Raw genomic sequence first — 23,822 nt, 5'->3', positions numbered from 1 at the left:
GAAAGTGCAACCTGTCAGCCGGAATCCTGCTCCCCTCCTTACAACAGCGCTGTCACTCTTCGTTTTCGTGCGGTTCCCAGTCACGAGTACGCGCGACTGCTTTTTGCCAGCCAGCGTAAAGTTTTTCGCGATGCGCCTCTTCACACGATGGCTCGAACACACGCTCGATCACCGCCTTGTTACGCAACTCGTCCAGGCTGCTCCAGAAACCAATCGCCAGACCGGCCAGGAAGGCTGCACCCAGTGCCGTGGTTTCACGCATTTGCGGACGCTCGACGTGGGTGCCGAGGATGTCTGCCTGGAACTGCATCAGGAAGTTGTTGGCCACGGCACCACCGTCCACGCGCAGCGACTTGAGGCGTTCGCCGGAGTCCTGTTGCATGGCATCGAGCACGTCGCGGGTTTGATAGGCGATGGATTCCAGCGCTGCACGGATGATGTGATCGACTTTCACACCGCGGGTCAGGCCGAACAATGCGCCTCGTGCGTACGGGTCCCAGTAAGGTGCGCCCAGGCCCGTGAACGCCGGCACCAGGTACACGCCGTTGCTGTCCTTGACCTTGCCAGCGAAGTATTCGGTGTCCAGCGCGTCGTTGATGAGCTTGAGTTCGTCGCGCAGCCACTGCACGGTCGAGCCACCGTTGAAGACCGCGCCTTCCAGTGCATAGGCCACTTCACCACGCGGGCCGCAGCCGATGGTGGTCAGCATGCCGTGCGCCGACTTCACGGCTTTCTTGCCGGTGTTCATCAGCAGGAAGCAGCCGGTGCCGTAGGTGTTCTTGGCCTGGCCGGGTTCGACACACATCTGGCCGAACAACGCCGCCTGTTGGTCGCCTGCGATACCGGCAATCGGGATGCCGCTTTTGCTGTGACCGTAGACCTCGGAGGAGGCTTTGACCTCTGGCAGTATCTCGCGCGGGATGTCCAGCACGTCGAGCATGCGCTGATCCCATTCCAGCGTATGGATATTGAACAGCATGGTCCGCGAGGCGTTGGTGTAGTCGGTGACGTGAACCTTGCCGCCGGTGAATTTCCAGATCAGCCAGGTATCGATGGTGCCGAACATCAGCTCGCCTTTGCGGGCGCGCTCGCGGCTGCCTTCGACGTTGTCCAGAATCCACTTGACCTTGGAGCCGGAGAAGTACGGGTCAATCACCAGACCTGTGGTGTCCTTGATGTACTCCTCAAGACCGTCGCGCTTGAGCTGCTGGCAGATCTCGGTGCTGCGGCGGCACTGCCAGACGATTGCGTTGTAGATCGGGCGGCCGGTGTCTCGCTCCCAGATGACCGTGGTTTCACGCTGGTTGGTGATACCGATGGCGGCGATCTGGTTGTGGTGCAGATCGGCCTGCGCCAGCGCCTTGGTCATGCAGGCCGTCTGGGTGGCGAAGATTTCCATCGGGTCGTGTTCGACCCAGCCTGCCTGCGGGTAATGCTGGACGAATTCGCTTTGGGCAGTGCTCACCACGTTGGCGTCGCGGTCGAAGATGATGGCGCGCGAGCTGGTGGTGCCCTGGTCAAGAGCAATGATGTAGTTCTTGTTCTGTGTGTCAGTCATGTCGATTGCCTTGCATTTATTGGGTGGGATTCAGTTGAGTGAGATTCAAATTGAGGGGTGCTCAAGATGAAGCCTGAACTTTGCCGCGAACCACAGGAGCCTCTTTTTCATTTTCAACAGGAGCGGCGCTGGGCAGATGACGCGCAATCAGCGCGCGGTAGCCAGCAGCACCAAGGCAGGCACCCAGAATGGGCGCAAAAATCGGAACCAGGAAGTAAGGAATGTCACGACCGCCGGTGAAGGCCATTTCACCCCAGCCAGCGAAGAACGTCATCAGCTTCGGACCGAAGTCGCGCGCCGGGTTCATGGCAAAACCGGTCAGTGGGCCCATCGAGCTGCCTATCACGGCTACCAGCAGGCCGATCAGCAAGGGCGCCAGCGGGCCGCGCGGCAAACCATTGCTGTCATCGCCCAGAGCCATGATCACACCCATCAGAATGGTGGTGATGACCACTTCGACCAGAAAGGCCTGACCGACCGAAATGGCCGGGTTTGGGTATGTCGAGAATACCGACGCCAGTTCAAGACTCTGCTCGCTGCCGCGAATGATGTGGTGAGCATGTTCGAAGTCGAAAAAAAGGCTGATGTACATCAGGTACACCAGACCCGCTCCGCAGAACGCGCCTGCGATTTGCGCCGAGATATAAAAGGGCAATTTACGTTTTTCAAAACCGGCGAACAGACTCAGCGCGATGCTGACGGCCGGGTTGAGGTGGGCACCTGAAATGCCGGCGCTGAGGTAGATCCCCATGCTGACAGCCATGCCCCAGATGATGCAGATTTCCCAAAGACCGAAAGTGGCTCCCGCGACCTTGAGCGCTGCAACGCATCCTGTGCCGAAAAAAATCATCAGGGCGGTGCCAAGAAATTCAGCCACACATTGCCCGGTGAGCGTCGGTTGTTTTAGTGCGATGGACATGGATACCTCATTTTTGTTTTTGTCTCGGCACCCTGAGACAGGCGTGGGTGCTCGTTATTCGTGCGTCTCAGAAAAAACCCCATTTCTGATCGCCGGTGCGAGTTATACCGAAAAACCGCTTTCGATAATATTCGTAAACGAAAAAATATAGACAAGAAACAACGCTGTCAAAGGTCGGAACCGAACGGTCAGTAAATCGCCAGGACCCCGCGAGGACCCGGCAAGACCGCTTTACACCGGGGAATTCAGGCTGTTGCCAAAAGGCCATCAGTGTCGCAGGTGGCGTGAATCAAGGCATGTTCACTTTACTTCGCTTAAAGTGATGGGCATTCGGAACCTTTTGGAGCGCTGCATGACACCCGCACTGGATTTGCTGAAAAAACATCGCGCCGAACATCGCATTCACAGTTATGAACATGATCCGAAAGCGCCTTCATATGGGCTGGAGGCGGCGGAAAAGCTGGGTCTGGAGCCTGCACAGGTGTTCAAGACGCTGCTCGCCAGTACCGAAAAAGGCGAATTGCTGGTCGCCGTCGTGCCGGTCGTCGGAACACTTGATCTAAAGGCTTTGGCGCAGGCTGCCGGGGCAAAAAAAACCGAAATGGCCGACCCTGCGGCGGCGCAACGCTCGACGGGTTACCTGTTGGGTGGCATCAGCCCTTTGGGCCAGAAGAAGCGTCTGCGCACCTTTATCGACGAAACTGCGCAGCGCTTTGACAGCATTTACGTCAGTGCCGGGAGGAGGGGACTTGAGGTCGAGCTTTCACCAGCGGTACTGGCTGAATATACCCAGGCCAGATTTGCCCCGATCGGCAGGGAATGATCTGCGTCTCAGTGGTTGAGCGTATGCACAGCCACGCTGCCGGGTGCCGGGAACAGCACCAGATGGTCTGCTGCCACACGAATGCCGACTTCCTCACCCTGACCGTGATCGGCGTGGCTGGGGAAAATGGCTTCCAGCTGACTGCCGGTCGACAGTTGCAGGCGATACAGCGTCGAGGCGCCTTGAAAGGTTCGACCGATGACCCGTGCTTTCAGGTCGCTGTGCGGCGCGTAGACGATGTCGTCAGGGCGTAGCAAGACATCCACGGCGGCACCGCTTACGCCCGGGTATGCCCGGTTGCCGCGCAGAATGCCCAGTTCGGTATGCACCGATTCCGGATTCATCATCTGCCCGCGAATGAAATAGCCCTGGCCGATGAAGCTGGCAACGAACGGCGTGCGCGGTTCGTGGTAGAGATTGTAAGGTGTGTCCCACTGCTCCAGGCGCCCCTCCTTGAATACGCCTACGTGATCGCTCACGGCAAAAGCCTCTTCCTGGTCATGAGTCACCAGAATCGCGCTGGTGCCCCGCGCCTTGAGGATATCGCGCACCTCATGGCTCAGGCGCCGGCGCAACTCGCCGTCCAGGTTGGAGAAGGGTTCATCGAGCAGCAGGAGTTGCGGCTCGGGCGCCAGTGCTCTGGCCAGCGCCACTCGCTGTTGCTGGCCACCGGACAGCTCGTGTGGATAGCGCTTGCCCAGCGCGCCGAGGTTGACCAGTTCAAGCAACTCGGCGATCACTTTATCCAGGCGCGGGTGGTTGCGAATGCCGAATGCGATGTTTTCGGCGACACTCAAGTGCGGGAACAGCGCGTAATCCTGAAACACCATGCCGATACGGCGTTTCTCCGGCGGCAGGGTCCAGCCCGGACGGGAGATCACTTCGCCCGCCAGAGTGATCTCACCCGCATGGATCGGTTCGAAGCCGGCAATGGCGCGCAGTGTCGTGGTCTTGCCGCAGCCCGACGAGCCGAGCAGGCAGCCTATGTCACCCGCGTTGAGGTGCAGGTTCAGATCCTGCACCACGCGCTGGTTCTGATAGCCGCAAGCGAGGTTGCGCAGGTTCAGCAGCAACGGGTTCATGCGGGTTTGCAGGCCGGCGCGACGAGAAACTCCAGCAGCGCTTTCTGCGCGTGCAAGCGATTTTCCGCCTGATCCCAGGCGACCGAGCGTGAATCATCCAGCAGGTCGACACTGATTTCTTCGCCACGATGGGCAGGCAGGCAGTGCATGAACAGCACATCCTTGTCAGCCAGGTCGAGCAGGGCACGCGTGACCTGAAACGGCGCGAACAGCTTTTTGCGCCGCGCGGTTTCCTCTTCCTGGCCCATGGAGGTCCACACATCGGTGCTGACCAGATGTGCGCCGGCAACTGCGGCTTTCGGATCGCGGACCACGGTGACGCGCTCGCCAGCCAGTGCCAGGAACTCGGCGTTTGGCTCGTAGCCGGCAGGGCAGGCCACACGCAACTGGAAGTCGAATTGAATCGCCGCTTCTATATAGCTGTTGCACATGTTGTTGCCATCGCCGATCCAGGCAACGGTCTTGCCCTGGATCGAGCCGCGATGCTCCAGGAAGGTCTGCATGTCGGCGAGCAACTGGCACGGGTGCAGGTCATCGGACAGGCCGTTGATGACCGGCACACGGGAATTGGCGGCGAATTCGGTCAGATTGCTGTGCGCATAAGTACGGATCATGACCGCATCCAGCATGCGCGACATCACTTTCGCGCTGTCGGCAATCGGCTCGCCGCGGCCCAATTGGGTGTCTCGATGGGACAAAAAGATGGCCTGGCCACCGAGCTGAATCATCCCTGCTTCAAAAGAAAGACGGGTACGTGTCGATGATTTCTCGAAAATCATCCCCAATACCCGGTTCTTCAGCGGTTCAAAAAGTACACCGCGATTTCGCAGGTCTTTAAGCTCTACGCCACGACGGATCAAGCCCGAGAGTTCATCCGGGGTGTAATCCATCATCGAGAGAAAGTGCCTGGCGTTCATGATTAACTACCTTTTCTGCAACAGACCGCAGGTTATCAAAGCCGGTTTTTATCGATAAAACGGGCGAGACCTGCGGCGGAAGCCGCACGGGGCGACGAATAAGAAAGGCGCGATGGTATAAAAAAATGTCGCGTCTTACCAATAGCATGCGTTTTTCTGAAACATGGACACTACTGGCGTCCCGGATAGAAGGGACGCCGTTATTCTGTATTGACGGGGCAAAAACTGGCTACGCTGAGAAGGTTGGCAGCCATCTGCACTTTTTCAGAAGGCAGCATTTGTACACTGCTCAAATAGCGCTTGGCAATTAGTACCAATCCTGTAACAGTCCATGTTTGCGCGGGCGTTGCCTAATGGGATGCGCTTCACGGGCTTGAAACAAGGACCGTTTCTTTAATCCCGGACGTGGGTTATAAATCGTTGCCGATACATTACTGATCGAGGGGTGGGGGAATGGACTCAAAAGAGCATCAATTAACGGAGTTGCTCGGGCTCACCGCCCGCACGCTTACCCATCTGACAGCCTCGATGACCTCAATGTCTTTCGAACTGCTGCGCAGCGAGGACGAAGTCACGCGTACGGCGGGGCGGCGCATGATTGATCGCATGGCGACCATCAGCTCGGGACTCGACGAGCACTGGCGCCTGATCGGCGATCTGACCGGCGTCCACCTGGCGCAGGAACAGATCGAAACCGTGGCCGAAATGCAGCAACAGCGCAAGGTCGTCACGCCTATCGGCGGTTGATTCGGCCACCTCATCCGCGCGCCTGATGCCCCTCGATTCACGGGCCGAACATCAGTGGCGCGGGGCATGGCAAGGCAGCATAGTGAGTGTTCGGCAATCAACCGGATTGCCATGACAAGATCTGAGGCTGTGATGACCCGGACTGAACACTACCGAGCCTGCCACCTGTGCGAGGCCATTTGCGGTCTTGTGATCGAGACCGTCGTGGAGGCGGATTCTGCGCCGCGCATTGCCTCGATCAAGGGCGACCCGCTGGACACGTTCAGCCGCGGTCATATCTGCCCCAAGGCGGTTGCGCTTCAGGACATCCAGAACGACCCTGATCGCTTGCGACAGCCGATGCTGCGCAGCGGTGATCAGTGGCAGCCGATTGCCTGGCAGCAGGCGTTCGATCTGGTGGCGGAGCGGCTCTACGCCATTCAGCAGCGCCATGGGCAGAACGCGGTAGCGGTCTATCAGGGCAACCCCAGCGTGCATAACTACGGGTTGATGACCCACAGCAATTACTTTCTCGGTCTGCTCAAGACCCGCAATCGTTTTTCGGCGACGTCGGTTGATCAGTTGCCGCACCACCTCACCAGTTTCCTGATGTACGGCCACGGCATGCTGTTGCCGATTCCGGATATCGATCACACCGACTTCATGCTGATTCTCGGCGGTAATCCGTTGGCGTCCAATGGCAGCATCATGACGGTACCGGATGTCGAAAAACGTCTGAAAGCAGTCCAGCAGCGCGGCGGCAAACTGGTGGTCATCGACCCGCGCCGCAGTGAGACGGCTGCCATCGCTGACCAGCATCTGTTCGTACGTCCGGGCGGTGATGCGGCGTTGCTGTTCGGGCTGCTCAATACGCTGTTCGAGGAGGGGCTGACCCGCGAGAGCCATTTGCCTGTCGACGGCCTGGAGCAGGTTCGCCACGCCATTGCCGGTTTCACCGCAGAGGCCATGAGCCCGCGCTGCGGTATTGCTGCCGAACAGATCCGGCAACTGGCGCGGGACTTCGCGGCCGCTGACAAGGCGGTGTGTTATGGGCGAATGGGCGTGTCGACTCAGACCTTCGGTACGCTATGCCATTGGCTGGCACAACTGATCAATCTGGTGACTGGCAACCTGGACCGCGTGGGTGGCGCGCTGTGCACAGAGCCCGCCGTCGACCTCGTCAGCTCGACATCCGGTGGTCATTTCAATCTGTGGCAAAGCAGGGTGTCCGGCCTGCCGGAGTATGGCGGCGAGTTGCCGGTTTCGGCGCTGGCCGAGGAAATGCTCGTGGAAGGGGAAGGGCAGGTTCGCGCGTTGGTGACCGTTGCGGGTAACCCGGTTCTGTCGACGCCCAACGGCCGTCAGCTGGAGCAGGCGCTCGAAGGGCTTGAGTTCATGCTCAGCATCGATCTTTACATCAACGAGACCACTCGCCACGCCGACTTGATTCTGCCGTCCACCTCGACGCTGGAGAATGATCACTACGACACCACCTTCAACACCCTGGCCGTGCGTAACGTCACGCGCTTCAATCGGGCCATTTTTGACAAGCCCGAAGGTGCGCTGCACGACTGGGAGATCTTCGTCGGGCTGGCCAGCGCTTTTGCTGCCAAGGCCGAGCGAGCGCTGAAACCCACGTTGCCGCCTGCGCAGATGATCGATCGCGGGCTGCGTGCAGGTCTCTATGGCGATGCATCACCCCATAAGCTGTCACTGGAAACCCTGGACAGTCATCCGCACGGTCTTGATCTGGGGGCGTTGAAGGCCAATCTTGCAGAGCGCTTGAAGACCGCCAATGGGCGCATTCAGGCCGCGCCTGAGGTGATCATGGCCGACCTGGCGCGCTTTGCTGCCGAGCCTGCTCCCCAGACCGACGAGTTGCTGCTGATTGGCCGCCGGCATGTGCGCAGTAACAATTCCTGGATGCACAACTACCATCGGCTGGTGAAGGGCAAACCCCGGCATCAGCTGTTGATGCATCCTGACGATCTCGCGTGCCGTGGTCTGAGCGACGGCCAGCAGGTTCGCGTCAGCTCCCGGGTCGGGATGATCGAGGTTCAGGTGCTGGGCAGTCTGGACATGATGCCCGGGGTGGTCAGCCTGCCGCACGGTTGGGGGCATTCACGTGCGGGAGTAAAGATGGCGATCGCGCAGAGCCTGCCTGGCGTCAGTGCCAATGACCTGACCGACGAACGGCAACTCGACGTGCTGTCCGGCAACGCGGCGTTGAACGGCGTACCGGTGCAGGTCGTGGCGTGTTAAGCCTCAAGACAGAGCGTCATGCTCGGGATTTCGTTACAATGCGCCACCGTGCCGACAACTGAGTCGGATATTTCAGCCGAGGTGCTCCATGGATATCATCGAAACGATCAAAGAGCAGATTGCCAACAACACCATTCTGCTTTACATGAAAGGCGCTCCGAACGCTCCGCAATGCGGCTTTTCGGCCAAGGCTTCCCAGGCATTGATGGCGTGTGGCGAAAAGTTTGCCTATGTCGACATTCTGCAAAACCCTGAAATCCGCGCCAACCTGCCAAAGTACGCCAACTGGCCGACTTTCCCGCAACTGTGGGTTGCCGGTGAGCTGGTCGGTGGTAGCGACATCATTACCGAGATGATGGCTGACGGTTCGTTGCAGACGCTGGTCAAGGAAGCATCCGCCGCCAAGGCCGAGTAAAGCCTCGCGCAGAGCGTCGCACGATAGTCGCGATTATCGCTTCGTACGTTCCAGCCTGGTTTTACGCACAAGAAAAAGCCCGCTCTCGATTGAGGCGGGCTTTTTCATTGCGGCGCTATGGGGGAATCAGTCACCCATCTGCGACTGCAGGTAGTTCTCGATACCGACTTTTACGATCAGACCCAGCTGAGTCTCCAGCCAGTCGATTTGCTCTTCCTTGGGCTCAAGGATGTCTTCCAGCAGCTCACGGCTGCCGAAGTCACCGACGGTCTCGAAGTGAGCGATCGCGGCTTTCAGATCGGCCAGACCTTTTTGCTCGATCTTCAGGTCGCACTCCAGCATTTCCTTGGTGTGCTCACCGATGAGGATCTTGCCCAGGTCCTGCAGGTTTGGCAGCCCTTCCAGAAACAGCGTGCGCTTGATCAGCTTGTCAGCGTACTTCATCGCATGGATGGACTCTTTATATTCGTGGCCACCCAGCTTTTTCAGACCCCAGTCTTCGTACATGCGCGCATGCAGGAAATACTGATTGATAGCGACCAGCTCGTTCCCGAGGATCTTGTTGAGATGCTGGATGACGGTAATGTCGCCTTTCATGTTCGAGGTCCTGCCGGTGGCTTGTGTATATAAGTGCCGAGTGTGAGCTGAGCTTAAACGCCTGTCAAACCTAAGTTGTTGAATAATAAGTGAAATTAAATAGGAATAAGAATGTTTGAGTTCCGCATCTTGACGCTAAGCGCTTGAATTACAGGCATAAAAAAACCGGACGCGGTGTCCGGTTCTTTAAAAGAGGGGATTCAAGCAGCTGAAAATTTTGCTGGATAGGCCAGCAAGGCATGGCTGGTTTGCAGCTCGGTCAGCGTATCACGCACCACTTCCTTTGCCAGGCAGGCGCATTTTCCACATTTACTCGCAACGCCCAGTGTTTCACGGACTTCACGATAACTGCAGCAGCCTTCCAGAATTGCATCCCGGATTTGACCGTCGGTGACACCTTGGCAGAGGCAAACATACATAAGCTATGGACCGTCGCTGGTTTATTGCTTGGTGCCGAGGAGCTTAATGTTAATGAGAATGCTTGTCAAAACTGTTTTGGGTTGTATTCAGGTCGAGCGATGAGCGGTTGTTTTCGCAGGAATCGCATTACCGGTCGGCCTCGGGATGGTCGAGTTCCGGACATGAAAAAACCGGCACAAGGCCGGTCCATTCACAGACGTGACGACCTCAGTCGTCGAAATCTTCCCAGCCGCCCATTTCTTTCCAGCGATTGACGATGCCGCAGAACAGCTCGGCCGTCTTCTCGGTGTCGTAACGGGCCGAGTGCGCCTCGCGTCCGTCGAAGTCGATGCCGGCAGCCTGACAGGCCTTTGCCAGCACAGTCTGACCATAGGCCAGGCCGGCGAGGGTGGCGGTGTCGAAGCTGGAGAACGGGTGAAACGGGTTGCGCTTCATGTCCATCCGCGCAACCGCGGCATTGACGAAGCCGAGGTCGAAGCTGGCGTTGTGGCCTACCAGCACCGCACGTTTACAGCCATTGGCCTTGAGGGCCTTGCGCACGCCGCGGAAGATGTCGTTCATCGCGGTTTCTTCGCTGACAGCCATGCGCAGCGGGTGATCGAGCTTGATGCCGGTGAATTCCAGCGCCGCCGCTTCGATGTTGGCACCCTCGAACGGTTCTACGCGGAAGAAATAGGTGTGTTCCGGGAACACGAAGCCTTTTTCATCCATGCCGATCGTCACCGCAGCGATTTCCAGCAAGGCATCGGTGGCTGAATTGAAACCGCCGGTTTCTACGTCGACGACCACGGGCAGGTAGCCGCGAAAGCGCGCCGCCATCGGGTGACGGGAACCGCCGCCACCGCCGTGGCCTTCGTGTTCGTCGTCAAAATGATCTTCACTCACGCGTGTTCCTCCAGACGCCAGCGCAGCTTTTCACCAGCGCGCAGCGGGATAACAGTCAACTCGCCAAACGGCAGGCTGGCAGGGGCGGTCCACTCGTCACGCACCAGCGTGATGGTGTCCTGATTGGCGGGCAAGCCGTAGAACGCCGGACCGTGGAGGCTGGCGAAGCCTTCCAGCTTGTCCAGAGCGTTACGCTGCCCGAAAGCTTCGGCATACAACTCGATGGCTGCGTAGGCGGTGTAGCACCCGGCGCAACCGCAGGCGTTTTCCTTGGCATGCTGGGCGTGCGGCGCCGAGTCGGTGCCCAGGAAGAACTTGCCGCTGCCGCTGGTGGCCGCGTCGAGCAGGGCCGTCTGATGCGTATTGCGCTTGAGGATCGGCAGGCAATAAAAGTGCGGACGAATCCCGCCGACCAGCATGTGGTTGCGGTTGTACAGCAGGTGATGCGCGGTGATGGTCGCCGCGACATTGGCTGAAGCCTCATTGACGAACTGCACCGCTTCACCGGTGGTGATGTGTTCGAACACCACTTTGAGGGTCGGGAAGCGCTCGACTACACGACGCAGGTGCTCATCGATGAAGACCTTCTCGCGATCGAACACGTCGATTTCGCCACGTGTCACTTCCCCGTGCACCAGCAGCAGCATGCCGACTTCGGCCATGGCTTCGAGAGCAGGAAAGATCTTGTCGATACTGGTGACACCGGAATCGGAGTTGGTGGTCGCGCCAGCCGGATACAGCTTGGCCGCATACACGAAACCACTGGCCTTGGCGGTGCGGATGTCGTCGGGCGTGGTCTGGTCGGTGAGGTACAGCACCATCAACGGCTCGAAGCGGCTGCTGGCCGGGCGTGCAGCCAGAATGCGCTGGCGATAGGCATCGGCTTGCTGCGCATTGCGCACCGGAGGCACGAGGTTGGGCATGATGATTGCGCGGCCAAAAGTTCGCGCTACGTCAGCAACGGTATGAGGCAAGACAGCTCCGTCACGGAGGTGAATATGCCAGTCGTCGGGACGCAGGAGGGTCAGGCGGTCAGACATTGGGGATTCCAGGCGGGTCAAACTCGCTGGGAATGCTACCGGAAAAGACTCTCTCAGGCATCCGCTATCAAGTTTTGCATGAAGTTACCGATAGCTCCCTTGTCAGTCGGTAATTTTCTGTTTCGCGTTCATTTCCAGTGGAGCCTCCCGTGCGCCAGCGATATTTAGCCCTGCTCAGCCTGTTTGCCAGCCTCCCGGCGATGGCTATCAGTTTCCAGACGCGTCTGGAGAGCATCGAGTGGAAGGTCGAAGGCGATCAGTTCGAGTGCCGTCTGACTCAACCGATCACCGACTTCGGTGCCGGTGAGTTCGTGCGCCGCGCGGGCGAGCAGGCGACGTTTCGCCTCAAGGCTTCGTACAACATGCTCGGTAACGGCTCCGCGACATTGCTGGCCGCTGCGGCACCGTGGCAACCGGGTCGCGGCGATATCAACCTGGGATCGGTGCGCGTCAGCAATGGCGACATTCCCTTCAATACCTCCCAAGCCCAGGCCGGACGTCTGATCAGCGGTCTGATGGACGGTCGCAGTCCGCTCATTCGCCACTACACGCGAGACGGCGGCCAGATGGAGGTGCGTCTGCTGCCGGTCAAGTTCAGCAAGGCATTCAGCGATTACCAGGCATGCACTGCCAAGCTGTTGCCGATGAACTTCGATCAGATCAAACAGGCCGAAGTGGGTTTCCCGGGCGGCGGTATCGAGCTGGATGCGCGTGCCAAAGCGCGTCTGGACAACATGGTGGCTTATTTGAAGGCCGACCCGACAGTGAATCGTATCGAACTGGACGGCCATTCGGATAACAGCGGCAATCGCCTCACCAACCGTGACCTGTCCCGCCGTCGCGCGCTGGCGGTCATGGATTATTTCAAGGCTCAAGGCATACCCGAGCAGCAAATCACCCTGCGCTTTCATGGCGAGCGCTACCCGCTGGCGCCCAACACCAATGAAGCCAATCGTGCGCGCAACCGTCGGGTGAACGTGCACCTTGAGCGCGTCGCGCCCGATGAGCGCCCGGTGCCGGTTGCGTCTGCCAGCGCAGCACACACTTCTTAAGACCTGTAAAAGGCTCCTGCCAGACGTCGCCTTGTCGTCACAAGCTGTCGCGCCCCTGTAAATTTGCCGGTTTGAACGGTAGAATCAGCGGTTTTCCGTACAACCCGGTGGAGTGATGGCATGGCGGACGTAAACAAGGTAGTTCTCGCGTATTCCGGTGGCCTGGATACTTCGGTAATCCTCAAGTGGCTGCAAGATACGTACAACTGCGAAGTGGTGACCTTTACCGCTGACCTGGGTCAGGGTGAAGAAGTCGAGCCGGCACGCGCCAAGGCGCAGGCCATGGGCGTGAAAGAAATCTACATCGATGACCTGCGCGAAGAGTTCGTGCGTGATTTCGTCTTCCCGATGTTCCGTGCCAACACCGTCTATGAAGGCGAGTACCTGCTGGGTACCTCCATCGCCCGTCCGTTGATCGCCAAGCGTCTGATCGAGATCGCCAACGAAACCGGCGCTGACGCCATTTCCCACGGCGCAACCGGCAAGGGTAACGATCAGGTGCGTTTCGAGCTGGGTGCCTACGCACTCAAGCCAGGCGTGAAGGTCATTGCTCCATGGCGCGAATGGGATCTGCTGTCGCGTGAAAAACTGATGGACTACGCCGAGAAGCACAACATTCCCATCGAGCGTCACGGCAAGAAGAAATCCCCGTACTCCATGGATGCCAACCTGCTGCACATTTCTTATGAAGGCGGCGTGCTGGAAGATACCTGGACCGAGCACGAAGAAGACATGTGGCGCTGGACCAAGTCCCCTGAGGACGCGCCAAACGTTGCGACCTACCTTGAGCTGACCTATCGCAATGGTGACATCGTTGCGCTGGATGGCGTCGAAATGACCCCGGCCACTGTGCTGGCGACCCTGAACCGCATCGGTGGCGAAAACGGTATCGGCCGTCTGGATATCGTTGAGAACCGTTATGTGGGCATGAAGTCCCGTGGCTGCTACGAGACGCCTGGTGGCACCATCATGCTGCGTGCTCACCGCGCCATCGAATCCATTACCCTGGACCGCGAAGTCGCCCACCTCAAGGACGAGCTCATGGCCAAATACGCCAGCCTGATCTACACAGGCTACTGGTGGAGCCCTGAGCGTCTGATGCTGCAGCAGATGATCGACGCGTCTCAGGTTCACGTGAACGGCGTTGTACGTCTGAAATTGTACAAGGGCAATGTGATCGTCACCGGTCGCAAGTCGGATGATTCGCTGTTCGACGCCAACATTGCCACGTTTGAAGATGACGCAGGCGCCTACGATCAGGCCGATGCAGCGGGCTTCATCAAGCTCAACGCACTGCGCATGCGGATTGCAGCCAACAAGGGCCGCAAGCTGTTCTGATACCGCAAGTTGTTCGACACGTGCAGCCCGTACAGGGCTGCACTTCAAATACTATCGAAAGGGGCATTCCTTCCGGACGTCATGTAAAAAGACGTTGAGCCAGTGAAACCGGTGGTTGATATACAGGGTACATGTACTATGCAAGATAGCAGCGTGTAGCCGACTGCAGAAATATCATGTGTCACGGGTATTCAGTCGTTGAATATCTTCTTACCGTTAGCGTCGAAAAAGTGCTTATTTGTTTTAGTGTTTTCCTACAACAGTTGTAGACGTTCAGGGCAGGGAATAACAGAGTTTTCCATCGGCTCCCTGAAAGGTATCGCACGCTGTCTCTTTTTTGCCTCGTTATTCAGCGTCAGTCGCTCTCCCGTCGCTGGCTGAACTCAAACCGGTACGCCTTGCCGATGCCGAGTACCTGGCGAAGGCTCAGATCGAGTATCCCGGCAATCTCGGACGCGGTGTAGCCCAATGCCGAGTAATGCATGGCGTGACCTGCAACGACGTCATCGATGTCCGTAACGTCATTAAGGGCCTCCCTGCGGGGGGTAAGCAAGGGCTGGCTGAGGTTAACGGTCACGCCATTTTCTGTCGCCAGGCGGCGCACATCCCTTTTACTCATTCGCAATGAATACTGTAACGCGGTAAAACCGGCACCCTTGGCCGCCAGGTATTTCAGTTGCTGCACTTTGCCCGCGTGTTCAAGTCCGTGTTCTACGGCAGGTTGTGTACGAGTGGATGAGGGGGCGGCTAATCCTGCGGCCTCTCCTTCGGGTATGACGGCTATGACGCCACCGCTGGCAACAAAGGCTTCCACTGCGGTGATGAGATCAGAGGCGGTGGGGGTGGAGGAGGGTGGCCGCGTACGAGCGTATTTAGTGTTCATGGTACATCCCTTTTTGAACATGGTTATACACAGGGCCCATTCAAAAGAGTTGCCAGGCGCCCCGAGAGTTTTCAGAAGGCAGCGATGCCGGATTGGTGATATACCCAGTGCCGGAATTAATCCGACCGCGCGATACATGGAGCCTGCTTAAACACATCGCATAGGCACGTGCGCAAGTACAGTGCGCAGCAACAGGGTTTCTTATAGTGGCGCGTGTTCAAGGGCAGTAAGTAATAAAGTTGCTGTTAAAAAAGTAACGACTGGTAATAAATTTTGCAAGGGAAAAATGGCAAGTTATAAGAATTGACCGAGCGGTTTTTATAATGTCTTACGAGTTGTAATGTCGCGTCTGCTAATCGTGTAGTCCGTTTCCTATTCGAAAGAATACGTCTGGCTTTGAAATGAAAAATGGTATTTGCTACGTGTCGAAAGAGCTACTTATGGTCTTGAATGATGTAGGGTTATGCTAGGGTGTATGTAAGATTTTGCGACAGTAAGAGAATGGAGCTTGTTGAGTAGAGGCATGTCAATGAGCAGTTCATAGAGGTATGGCACGTTGATGCTATGTATTTGTTTGTAGGATTTTTCTTGCTGTTTTGTGAGGATTCTCCTTAAATAAATATTTGTACGAAATTTTGTAAATAATGTGTAATTTTTAAACCTTATTTACGTATTTAGTGTGTGGGGTGTGTCCAATGGTCTTCGATCATAGGTGTGCAGGTTAGGGCATCCGCATGCAGAAACTTTTCAGTCACCCTGCTAAGGGGCGTTATGGGCAGATGTCGCCTTCCACGCCGCAGATCGTTAGCAATAGGCTTTAACAGCAGATGTGCTCAATCGGGAACGCAGGGAACGACCTGTTTTTTAAATGATTCAGCTAAAGGGAATTGGTTTTAAATTGCTGGCGATAAGCCATGTGTCGGGTCGATTTGTGACGCTGATGCAGGAATGCTCTGGCGATACTGTTAACAGGTGCAACAGGGCCGCATTTTGAATGTAAGAGTTCGGCGATCGTCTGCTGTACGCATTTATCTACTGATGCTGCGATGCTTGTGCTGCAGCGATCAGCAACAAAATTCACCAGGTTCCGGAAAGGAAGGCTTTGTGAGAATTAATAAAAAATGTACGTTCCTGCCAAGTATTGTAGGAAGTTTCTGCTGTAATTGTAGGAATGGTCTTTGGCTGTCAGTCCACAAGGGTGAGCGCCATGCAAAGCAGTAAACGACTAAGTTATTGTGCTGGCTCTGAAAATTCGAATAGCGAAAAATGGACTGCCCATGAATAAAGTGCTGATCGTGGATGATCATCCCGTCATTCGCCTTGCTGTACGCATGCTGATGGAGCGTCATGGCTATGAGGTCATCGCGGAGACTGACAACGGTGTGGATGCGCTGCAACTGGCGCGTGAGCACCTCCCGGATATCGTCATTCTCGATATCGGTATCCCCAAGCTCGACGGGCTGGAGGTAATCGCCCGACTGTCAGCCATGACGTTGCCATTCAAGGTTCTGATCCTCACCTCCCAGGCGCCGGGCCACTTCTCCATGCGCTGCATGCAGGCCGGGGCCGCCGGCTATGTCTGCAAGCAGCAGGATCTGACCGAGCTTCTCAGTGCCATCAAGGCGGTACTGTCAGGGTACAGCTACTTTCCCAACCAGGCGTTGCACACTGTTCGCTCCAGTATGGGCAACGCGAGTGAGTCGGATATGGTCGACCGGCTTTCCGGCAGGGAGATGATGGTTCTGCAGCAGTTGGCCCGAGGCAAGACCAACAAGGAAATTGCAGATGGCATGTTTTTGAGCAACAAGACCGTCAGTACCTACAAAACGCGTTTATTGCTCAAGCTCAACGCGCATTCGCTGGTCGATCTGATCGAGCTTGCGCAGCGTAACGGGCTTGTCTGAGTAAGGAATTGTCTAAAAGGAGCTGTGGCTGATGCCCGGTTGTGCAGGTCGGCTATCGAGCCTTCATCTTTCGTAGTGATCACGTATTGAAGCCTCTTCTGCGAGAGGCTTCAAATGCCTTGATCGAGCAAGTCAGTGCGAGGTTTCAGGGCTGTCTAGAAATCGAAGTCGTAATCAGCCAACTGCTTCTGCAAACGCCGTTCTTCAAGCAGGTTGTCGATGGTGCGTCGTTTGCTCAGGTTGGTCTTCGCCGGCTCGACAGTCACTGGTTCTGTGTCGTCCGTGTCGACGGAGACAAGGTCGTCGTCTACGTCCAGTTGTTCGTTATCAGTGCTCATGAAGTCGACTCCAGGGCTTGGGCTCTCTGGCGCTTCTTATATCGACAATCCACAGGTGGGTAAAAAAGATTTTTTCAATCGACAAGGCAGCAATGAGCTGTCTGGCTCAATCGTCGGACGTTTTTGCCTTGTAATCGCATAGATCCTCTATACGGCAACTGCCGCACCGCGGTTTACGGGCCTGGCAAACGTAGCGCCCGTGCAGAATCAACCAGTGATGGGCGTCGAGCAGGTAGTTTTTCGGCACAAATTTCATCAGTTGCCTTTCCACTTCCACCACATTTTTCCCTGGCGCGATGCCTGTGCGGTTGCTGACGCGAAAGATATGCGTGTCTACCGCCATCGCGATCTGGCGGAAAGCGGTGTTGAGCACCACGTTAGCGGTTTTGCGCCCGACGCCCGGCAGCGCCTCGAGTGCTTCTCGGGTTTGCGGTACCTCACCGTTGTGCAGCTCCACCAGCATGCGGCAGGTTTCAATCACGTTTTTGGCTTTGCTGTTGTAGAGGCCGATTGTCTTGATGTATTCGGAAAGCCCCTCTACACCCAGTTCGTAGATGGCCTGTGGTGTATTGGCGACCGGGTAAAGCCTGGCAGTCGCCTTGTTGACGCTTACGTCGGTGGCCTGGGCGGAAAGGATGACGGCTATCAACAGTTCAAACGGCGTGGTGTAGGCCAATTCGGTTTTCGGGTCCGGATTGTCCTCATGCAGCCTGCGAAAGATTTCCTGGCGTTTTGCGGCATTCATGAGCGGAGCTTTTCCTCGGAATCAGCCTGTGCGGGGGGTGGCAGAAGTGCTGCAAGTGTTTGCTCGGCAGCTTCGTATTCGCGCTGCAATTCCACAAGCCTGGCAGCCTGCTCCGCAATGGGAGGGTGACCAAACGCCTTGAGCGACTTGTTGAGCTGCGCGCGGCTCATGGCCAGCGCAATTCGGGCTTTTTTCACCGCTTCATCCGGTCCGGCAGGCTTGTCGTTGCGGGCGAGAGCGACGGCGGATTGAGGCAGCACACTACGAGCGGATTCAATGCGCTGTGACCGCGCAAGGCGCTCTGCCAGCCGCTTTTGCTGTTCACGGTGCAGGCGCGCATTTCGTGCTTCGAAACGCATCCGGGCATGGCTACGCTTGCGCTGCCGCGCCTCCTGCAGCTCGGCGGTAGGGGCCAGACCACCCACGATGGGCGTGACCGTGGCCAGTGGCAGCGGATGCATTTCAATGCAATCCACCGGGCACGGCGCAACGCACAGGTCACAACCTGTGCATTCGTCGATAATCACGGTGTGCATCAGCTTGGATGCGCCAAGAATGGCATCCACGGGGCAGGCCTGAATGCATTTGGTACAACCGATGCACTCTGCTTCGCGAATGAAGGCAACCTGCGCAGGTGCAGTGCCGCGTTGCATATCCAGTGTCAGGACCGGAACAGACAGCAGTTCGGCCAGCTGGACTATCGTTTCGTCGCCGCCCGGTGGGCATTTGTTGATGGCTTCACCGCCAGCGATGCCTTCGGCGTAGGGCTTGCAGCCGGGATGGCCGCACTTGCCGCACTGAGTCTGCGGCAGAAGGGCGTCGATACTGCGGATGAGGTCCACGTCGGGAAGCAGGCGAATCAATTCAGTCATGGTCTTGCCAGGTGACCAACAGGTGTTCTGTCTATCGAGAGAGCAGCATTATCGGACAGATCAGGGAGCTTGCGAATGCGTAAAGGCCCGGTATCCGCCTGATGGCAGGATACCGGGCCCTGCGTCGTTTTTTACTTGATGCGCTGGCCTGGCTTGGCGCCACTGTCGGGGCTGAGCAGATAGATCTCCTCACCGCCGGGGCCTGCCGCCATCACCATGCCCTGCGAAATGCCGAAGCGCATTTTTCGCGGCTTGAGGTTGGCGATCATCATGGTCAGACGGCCTTCGAGTTCGGACGGGTTCGGGTAGGCGCTCTTGATGCCGGAAAAGACATTGCGCTGCTCGTCGCCGATGTCCAGGGTCAGGCGCAGCAACTTGTCGGCACCCTCCACGTGTTCGGCCTTGAGAATCAGTGCAACACGCAGATCGATGGCGGCAAAAGCGTCAAAGTCGATTTCCGCCGACAGTGGGTCTTTGGTGAGTTCGCCATTACCGGCAGGTGCGGTGTCCGCCGACGAGTCGGTAGCGGTCAGGTCTTCCTTGGAGGCAGTGGCCATGGCCTCGACCTTGACCGGGTCGATACGGGTCATCAGTGCCGAGAACGGGTTGAGCTGATGATTGGCCAGCAAGGTCTTGTGGTCTGCCCAGGTCAGAGGTTCGACATTGAGGAATTTTTCCGCATCGGCGGCCAGATTCGGCAGGACCGGCTTGAGGAAAATCACCAGCTGGCGGAACAGGTTGATGCCCAGCGCGCATACAGCCTGGACTTCATCCTGTTTGCCTTCCTGCTTGGCCAGCGCCCATGGCGCTTTTTCCGCGATGTAGGCATTGGCACGGTCCGCCAGGGCCATGGTCTCGCGCATGGCGCGGGCGAAGTCGCGGGCTTCGTAAGCGTCGGCAATGCTGGGTGCAGCCGCCATAAACGCGTCGGTCAGTTCGGGCGCCGCGTTGGCTTCGACCATCACGCCGGCGTTGCCCTTGTGAATGAACCCGGCGCAACGGCTGGCAATGTTGACGACCTTGCCGATCAGGTCGGAGTTGACCTTCTGCACGAAGTCTTCGAGGTTCAGGTCGAGGTCGTCAACGCCACGGCCCAGCTTCGACGCGTAGTAATAGCGCAGGTACTCGGGCGGCAGGTGGTCGAGGTAGGTGCGTGCCTTGATAAAAGTGCCGCGCGATTTCGACATCTTCTGACCATTGACGGTCAGGTAGCCGTGTACGTTGATGCCGGTCGGCGTGCGCAAGGCCGCACCTTCCAGCATGGCTGGCCAGAACAGCGCGTGGAAATTGACGATGTCCTTGCCGATGAAGTGATAGAGCTCGGTGGTCGCGCCCTTTCCCCAGTACGCATCGAAGTCCAGGTCCGGACGACGCGCACACAGGTTCTTGAAGCTGGCCATGTAACCGATCGGCGCATCGAGCCACACGTAGAAGTATTTACCTGGCTCGTCGGGAATTTCAAAGCCGAAATAGGGCGCATCGCGGGAGATGTCCCACTGCTGCAGGCCACTGTCCAGCCATTCGGCGATCTTGTTGGCAACGGCGTCCTGCAGGGTGCCGCTGCGTGTCCAGCTCTTGAGCATGGCGTCGAACGCAGGCAGGTCGAAGAAGAAGTGCTTCGAGTCCTTGAGCACCGGCGTGGCACCGGAAATTGCCGACTTGGGGTCTTTCAGGTCCGTCGGGGCGTAGGTGGCGCCGCACTTTTCACAGTTGTCGCCGTACTGGTCTTCGGCCGCACATTTCGGGCAGGTGCCCTTGATGAAACGGTCGGCCAGGAACATTTTCTTTTCCGGGTCGAAGTACTGGGTAACCGAGCGCGTCGCGATATGACCCGCATCGCGCAGCCGCTTGTAGATCATGCTCGACAGCTCGCGGTTCTCGTCCGAGTGCGTCGAGTGGAAATTATCGAAATCCACCAGGAAGTCGGCAAAGTCGGCGCTGTGTTCGGCCTTGACGTTGGCGATCAGTTGCTCTGGCGTGATGCCTTCCTTTTCGGCGCGCAGCATGATCGCCGAGCCATGGGCGTCGTCCGCGCAGACATAAATGCATTGATTGCCGCGGTGCTTCTGAAAACGCACCCACATGTCGGTCTGGATGTACTCGAGCATGTGGCCAAGGTGGATGGAACCATTGGCATAGGGCAGGGCGCTGGTAACGAGAATCTTGCGTGGCTCGGACATGGGGCTCGGCTACTTGAAGTGAAACGGAGACCGGCCACTATAAAGGTCTGAACGATTTTTTTCACCCGTGCGGTTGTGGGAATGCTCCTGAAAGGTGGGCTGCGGTTCAGTGAAATCATGTGGGCTGTTGGCAGAACAGGTACGATAGTCGGCTGTTTCAGTCAGTCTTTTTACGGAGTAAGCCCATGAGCGCAGTCAATCGCGCAGCGGTGGAGACGATTCTTCGCCAGTACACCGACCCCTATATGAATCAGGATCCGGTCACTGCCGGTTGCGTCCGGTCCATCGATATTCAGGGGGCACAGGTCAGCGTGCAACTCGAATTGGGCTATGCCGCCGACCTGTTCAGGAACGGCTGGGCGCAAGTGTTGAAAACTGCCATCGAGAACCTGGAAGGCGTCAGTTCGGCCACGGTCGCCATCAGCAGCGTGATCAGCGCGCACAAGGCCCAGAGCCAGATCCCGGGGCTTGCCAATGTGAAAAACATTGTTGCCGTCGCGTCCGGCAAGGGCGGTGTCGGCAAGTCCACGACCGCCGCCAACCTGGCCTTGGCACTGTCTCGCGAGGGCGCACGTGTCGGCATTCTCGATGCCGATATCTATGGGCCTAGCCAAGGGGTGATGTTCGGTATTCCCGAAGGCACGCGGCCGAAGATCAAGGACCAGAAGTGGTTCGTGCCGGTCGAGGCGCATGGCATCGAGGTGATGTCGATGGCCTTTCTGACCGACGACAACACGCCGATGGTCTGGCGCGGACCGATGGTGTCGGGGGCGTTGCTGCAACTGGTCACGCAGACTGCCTGGAATGATCTGGATTATCTGGTTATCGACATGCCGCCCGGCACTGGTGATATCCAGTTGACGCTCGCGCAGAAAGTCCCGGTGGCGGGTGCCGTGATTGTTACCACGCCACAGGATCTGGCCCTGCTGGATGCGAAAAAGGGTGTCGAGATGTTCCGCAAGGTCAACATTCCGGTACTGGGCGTTGTGGAAAACATGGCGGTGCACATCTGCTCCAACTGCGGCCATGCCGAGCATCTGTTCGGTGAGGGTGGCGGCAAGAAGCTGGCGACGCAGTACGATGTCGAGCTGCTGGCGTCACTGCCGCTGTCGATGCTGATTCGCGAGCAGGCAGATGGCGGCAAGCCTACGGCGATTGCTGAGCCGGAGAGTCAGATTGCGATGGTGTATCAGGAGCTGGCACGTCATGTCGGTGCACGGATCGTGTTGCAGGAAGCTGCAAGTCCAGCCATGCCGACCATTTCGGTAAGCGACGACTGATTGGATAGCGATGATCGGGCGGGGGAGGTGCTTTGCTGCTCTCGTTCCGGTCAGCTGTAGAGCAGGTGCTCAGCCGGCGAGAGGTCAAAAGACGGGCAATAAAAAACCCCGCTTTTAAGGGCGGGGTTTTTAAGCGAATCAGTACAAGTTAGATAACTTGAACTTCTTCAGCTTGCATGCCTTTCTGACCGCGGGTAGCGATGAAAGAAACCTGTTGGCCTTCTTTCAGGCTTTTGAAGCCGTCGGATTGGATAGCTTTGAAGTGCACGAACAGGTCGTCACCGGATTGTGGAGTGATGAAGCCGAAGCCTTTTTCATCGTTGAACCACTTAACGGTACCAGTTTGGCGATTGGACATAGTATATCTCCTTGGACAAAGTTAACTGCGGCGTAGGAAGAGCCCTGGCCGAGACTGAGTGCAAAGAGCTGGAAAATTCATGGAGATGGTTGGATCGAAATTCAACATCGTGTAGAGATTCTCAGTGACACAAGCAACACAGTGACGCCACCTTAACCCTTTTTTCCGAACGTGCCAATGGTCTGTTGATGATTATTTCCATTCACAGCGAAACAGCCCGGCCAGTCACGCAAACTCGCGATCTGTTGCCTTTGAACCGTCGGCCTCAGCCCGGTAAGATGCCGGATATCTTTTTCACCTTGCTATTCAGGACACCGCCATGAGCATCAAATCGGACAAGTGGATTCGCCGCATGGCGCAGGAACACGGGATGATCGAGCCCTTCGTAGAGCGCCAGGTACGTGGCGAAGGCGCCGATCGGGTGATCTCTTTCGGGGTGTCCAGTTACGGCTACGACGTGCGTTGCGCCGACGAATTCAAGGTGTTCACCAACATCAATTCGGCCACGGTCGATCCGAAAAACTTCGATGAAAAAAGCTTCGTCGATATCAAGAGCGACGTGTGCATCATCCCTCCCAACTCGTTTGCGCTGGCACGCACGGTGGAATATTTCCGTATTCCGCGTAACGTTCTGACGATCTGCCTGGGCAAGAGCACCTACGCGCGCTGCGGCATCATCGTCAATGTCACGCCGCTCGAGCCAGAGTGGGAAGGCCATGTAACGCTGGAGTTTTCCAACACCACGACACTGCCGGCCAAGATCTACGCCAACGAAGGCGTGGCGCAGATGCTGTTTCTGGAGTCCGATGAGGAGTGTGAAGTGTCCTACAAGGATCGGGGTGGCAAGTACCAGGGCCAGCGTGGCGTCACCCTGCCACGCACCTGATTTGCGCTTCAGGTGACTAGTGGAATTGAATTAATACTCTATTCCGCACTCTATCTGCTCACATGCTTTCGCATCATTCATTACGTGCGAAGGCCTTTGATCTGGAGTGCCCTATGAAGACTACTTTCAAAATCTCTGAACAGGTTCAATCTCCGCTTAACGAGATCGGGCTGCTCGCCTGGTCATTGATGGCTCATTCCGATCTCAGCCCGGAGCTGAACATGGTCGGTGGCGGGATCCCTGGCGATCCAGGCCCCGACACTCCGTTTCAGCCTACCGAGCCAGGCGGGCCTACTGTTCCGGACGAGCCGCCACCTGCACCTGTGGCCTGATTATCACAAG

General features: G+C 57.3%; 24 protein-coding genes. 10 read left to right on the top strand and 14 right to left on the bottom strand.

Annotation, left to right across the window (positions count from 1 at the left end; all coding sequences use genetic code 11):
* Positions 1 to 52 precede the first annotated feature (52 nt).
* Both glpK and PI739_RS12715 read right to left on the bottom strand, forming a co-directional pair.
* Positions 53 to 1,558 carry a glycerol kinase GlpK gene (gene glpK, locus PI739_RS12720; RefSeq protein ID WP_003363615.1) on the bottom strand — a complete coding sequence of 502 codons (1,506 nt, stop codon included), beginning with the start codon at positions 1,556 to 1,558 and terminating at the stop codon, positions 53 to 55.
* Positions 1,559 to 1,619: 61 nt separating this feature from the next.
* Positions 1,620 to 2,477: an MIP/aquaporin family protein gene (locus PI739_RS12715; RefSeq protein ID WP_003363613.1), complete on the bottom strand. Its 858-nt coding sequence runs from the start codon at positions 2,475 to 2,477 to the stop codon at positions 1,620 to 1,622.
* A 352-nt stretch (positions 2,478 to 2,829) separates the two neighbouring features.
* Here PI739_RS12715 and ybaK point away from each other — a divergent pair, with 352 nt between their 5' ends.
* The gene (gene ybaK, locus PI739_RS12710) at positions 2,830 to 3,300 is read left to right on the top strand and encodes a Cys-tRNA(Pro) deacylase (protein ID WP_003363610.1); all 471 of its coding nucleotides are present in this window, start codon (positions 2,830 to 2,832) and stop codon (positions 3,298 to 3,300) included.
* 8 nt (positions 3,301 to 3,308) lie between these two features.
* Here ybaK and PI739_RS12705 read toward each other — a convergent pair whose 3' ends face one another.
* A complete protein-coding gene (locus PI739_RS12705) occupies positions 3,309 to 4,382 on the bottom strand; it encodes an ABC transporter ATP-binding protein (protein WP_003431242.1) in 1,074 nt (357 codons plus the stop codon).
* On the bottom strand, positions 4,379 to 5,299 hold the full coding sequence (argF, locus tag PI739_RS12700; protein ID WP_003363607.1) for an ornithine carbamoyltransferase: 921 nt from the start codon (positions 5,297 to 5,299) through the stop codon (positions 4,379 to 4,381). Before argF ends, PI739_RS12705 begins: the two co-directional genes overlap by 4 nt.
* 453 nt (positions 5,300 to 5,752) lie before the next feature.
* On the opposite strand from argF, the gene PI739_RS12695 reads away from it, so the two are divergent.
* From PI739_RS12695 to grxD, 3 genes are all read left to right on the top strand, one after another.
* Entirely contained in the window at positions 5,753 to 6,046 is a 294-nt protein-coding gene (locus PI739_RS12695) for a PlzR type 4 pili assembly inhibitor (RefSeq protein ID WP_032609138.1), read from the top strand.
* A 132-nt stretch (positions 6,047 to 6,178) separates the two neighbouring features.
* Positions 6,179 to 8,287, top strand: coding sequence for a molybdopterin oxidoreductase family protein (locus PI739_RS12690; RefSeq protein WP_054082116.1), 2,109 nt, complete (start codon positions 6,179 to 6,181; stop codon positions 8,285 to 8,287).
* 88 nt (positions 8,288 to 8,375) lie between these two features.
* A complete protein-coding gene (gene grxD, locus PI739_RS12685) occupies positions 8,376 to 8,702 on the top strand; it encodes a Grx4 family monothiol glutaredoxin (RefSeq protein ID WP_002554852.1) in 327 nt (108 codons plus the stop codon).
* A 126-nt stretch (positions 8,703 to 8,828) separates the two neighbouring features.
* Here the strand turns inward: grxD and bfr are convergent, their stop codons facing one another.
* The 4 genes from bfr to pyrC form a co-directional block, all read right to left on the bottom strand.
* Positions 8,829 to 9,299, bottom strand: a complete 471-nt coding sequence (gene bfr, locus PI739_RS12680) for a bacterioferritin (RefSeq protein WP_002554851.1) — start codon at positions 9,297 to 9,299, stop codon at positions 8,829 to 8,831.
* A gap of 200 nt (positions 9,300 to 9,499) precedes the next feature.
* Positions 9,500 to 9,718: a bacterioferritin-associated ferredoxin gene (locus tag PI739_RS12675; RefSeq protein WP_003350768.1), complete on the bottom strand. Its 219-nt coding sequence runs from the start codon at positions 9,716 to 9,718 to the stop codon at positions 9,500 to 9,502.
* 208 nt (positions 9,719 to 9,926) lie between these two features.
* Positions 9,927 to 10,604 carry a ribonuclease T gene (gene rnt / locus PI739_RS12670; protein WP_003363600.1) on the bottom strand — a complete coding sequence of 226 codons (678 nt, stop codon included), beginning with the start codon at positions 10,602 to 10,604 and terminating at the stop codon, positions 9,927 to 9,929.
* Entirely contained in the window at positions 10,601 to 11,644 is a 1,044-nt protein-coding gene (gene pyrC, locus PI739_RS12665) for a dihydroorotase (protein ID WP_054082117.1), read from the bottom strand. Before pyrC ends, rnt begins: the two co-directional genes overlap by 4 nt.
* Before the next feature lie 149 nt (positions 11,645 to 11,793).
* Here pyrC and PI739_RS12660 point away from each other — a divergent pair, with 149 nt between their 5' ends.
* Together PI739_RS12660 and PI739_RS12655 are read left to right on the top strand one after the other, a co-directional pair.
* Positions 11,794 to 12,696, top strand: coding sequence for a flagellar protein MotY (locus PI739_RS12660; RefSeq protein WP_003363596.1), 903 nt, complete (start codon positions 11,794 to 11,796; stop codon positions 12,694 to 12,696).
* 120 nt (positions 12,697 to 12,816) lie between these two features.
* Positions 12,817 to 14,034, top strand: a complete 1,218-nt coding sequence (locus PI739_RS12655) for an argininosuccinate synthase (RefSeq protein ID WP_003363593.1) — start codon at positions 12,817 to 12,819, stop codon at positions 14,032 to 14,034.
* 355 nt (positions 14,035 to 14,389) lie between these two features.
* Here PI739_RS12655 and PI739_RS12650 read toward each other — a convergent pair whose 3' ends face one another.
* On the bottom strand, positions 14,390 to 14,917 hold the full coding sequence (locus tag PI739_RS12650; RefSeq protein ID WP_054082185.1) for a hypothetical protein: 528 nt from the start codon (positions 14,915 to 14,917) through the stop codon (positions 14,390 to 14,392).
* Positions 14,918 to 16,194: 1,277 nt separating this feature from the next.
* Here PI739_RS12650 and PI739_RS12645 point away from each other — a divergent pair.
* Positions 16,195 to 16,821: a response regulator transcription factor gene (locus tag PI739_RS12645; protein WP_002554843.1), complete on the top strand. Its 627-nt coding sequence runs from the start codon at positions 16,195 to 16,197 to the stop codon at positions 16,819 to 16,821.
* 155 nt (positions 16,822 to 16,976) lie between these two features.
* Here the strand turns inward: PI739_RS12645 and PI739_RS12640 are convergent, their stop codons facing one another.
* From PI739_RS12640 to metG, 4 genes are all read right to left on the bottom strand, one after another.
* The gene (locus tag PI739_RS12640; protein WP_003363588.1) at positions 16,977 to 17,159 is read right to left on the bottom strand and encodes a PA3496 family putative envelope integrity protein; all 183 of its coding nucleotides are present in this window, start codon (positions 17,157 to 17,159) and stop codon (positions 16,977 to 16,979) included.
* A 106-nt stretch (positions 17,160 to 17,265) separates the two neighbouring features.
* Complete coding sequence (gene nth / locus PI739_RS12635) at positions 17,266 to 17,904, bottom strand: endonuclease III (RefSeq protein WP_003363585.1); 639 nt, start codon at positions 17,902 to 17,904, stop codon at positions 17,266 to 17,268.
* Positions 17,901 to 18,776 (bottom strand): electron transport complex subunit RsxB, encoded by an 876-nt coding sequence (gene rsxB / locus PI739_RS12630; protein WP_003431233.1) that lies wholly within the window; start codon positions 18,774 to 18,776, stop codon positions 17,901 to 17,903. Before rsxB ends, nth begins: the two co-directional genes overlap by 4 nt.
* Before the next feature lie 131 nt (positions 18,777 to 18,907).
* Positions 18,908 to 20,956 carry a methionine--tRNA ligase gene (gene metG, locus PI739_RS12625; RefSeq protein ID WP_003431226.1) on the bottom strand — a complete coding sequence of 683 codons (2,049 nt, stop codon included), beginning with the start codon at positions 20,954 to 20,956 and terminating at the stop codon, positions 18,908 to 18,910.
* A gap of 185 nt (positions 20,957 to 21,141) precedes the next feature.
* Here metG and apbC point away from each other — a divergent pair, with 185 nt between their 5' ends.
* Complete coding sequence (gene apbC / locus PI739_RS12620) at positions 21,142 to 22,236, top strand: iron-sulfur cluster carrier protein ApbC (RefSeq protein ID WP_054082118.1); 1,095 nt, start codon at positions 21,142 to 21,144, stop codon at positions 22,234 to 22,236.
* Between the two features lie 148 nt (positions 22,237 to 22,384).
* Here the strand turns inward: apbC and PI739_RS12615 are convergent, their stop codons facing one another.
* Entirely contained in the window at positions 22,385 to 22,594 is a 210-nt protein-coding gene (locus PI739_RS12615) for a cold-shock protein (RefSeq protein WP_002554837.1), read from the bottom strand.
* Positions 22,595 to 22,913: 319 nt separating this feature from the next.
* On the opposite strand from PI739_RS12615, the gene dcd reads away from it, so the two are divergent.
* Together dcd and PI739_RS12605 are read left to right on the top strand one after the other, a co-directional pair.
* Positions 22,914 to 23,480: a dCTP deaminase gene (dcd, locus tag PI739_RS12610; protein ID WP_002554836.1), complete on the top strand. Its 567-nt coding sequence runs from the start codon at positions 22,914 to 22,916 to the stop codon at positions 23,478 to 23,480.
* A 113-nt stretch (positions 23,481 to 23,593) separates the two neighbouring features.
* Complete coding sequence (locus PI739_RS12605) at positions 23,594 to 23,812, top strand: hypothetical protein (protein ID WP_003363577.1); 219 nt, start codon at positions 23,594 to 23,596, stop codon at positions 23,810 to 23,812.
* The last annotated feature ends 10 nt before the right edge of the window (positions 23,813 to 23,822 follow it).

The organism is Pseudomonas cerasi (assembly GCF_027983475.1).
Taxonomy (GTDB): Bacteria; Pseudomonadota; Gammaproteobacteria; order Pseudomonadales; family Pseudomonadaceae; genus Aquipseudomonas; species Aquipseudomonas cerasi.
The sequence above is the reverse complement of the archived record's forward strand: the minus strand, read 5'-3'. Positions and strand labels throughout refer to the sequence as shown.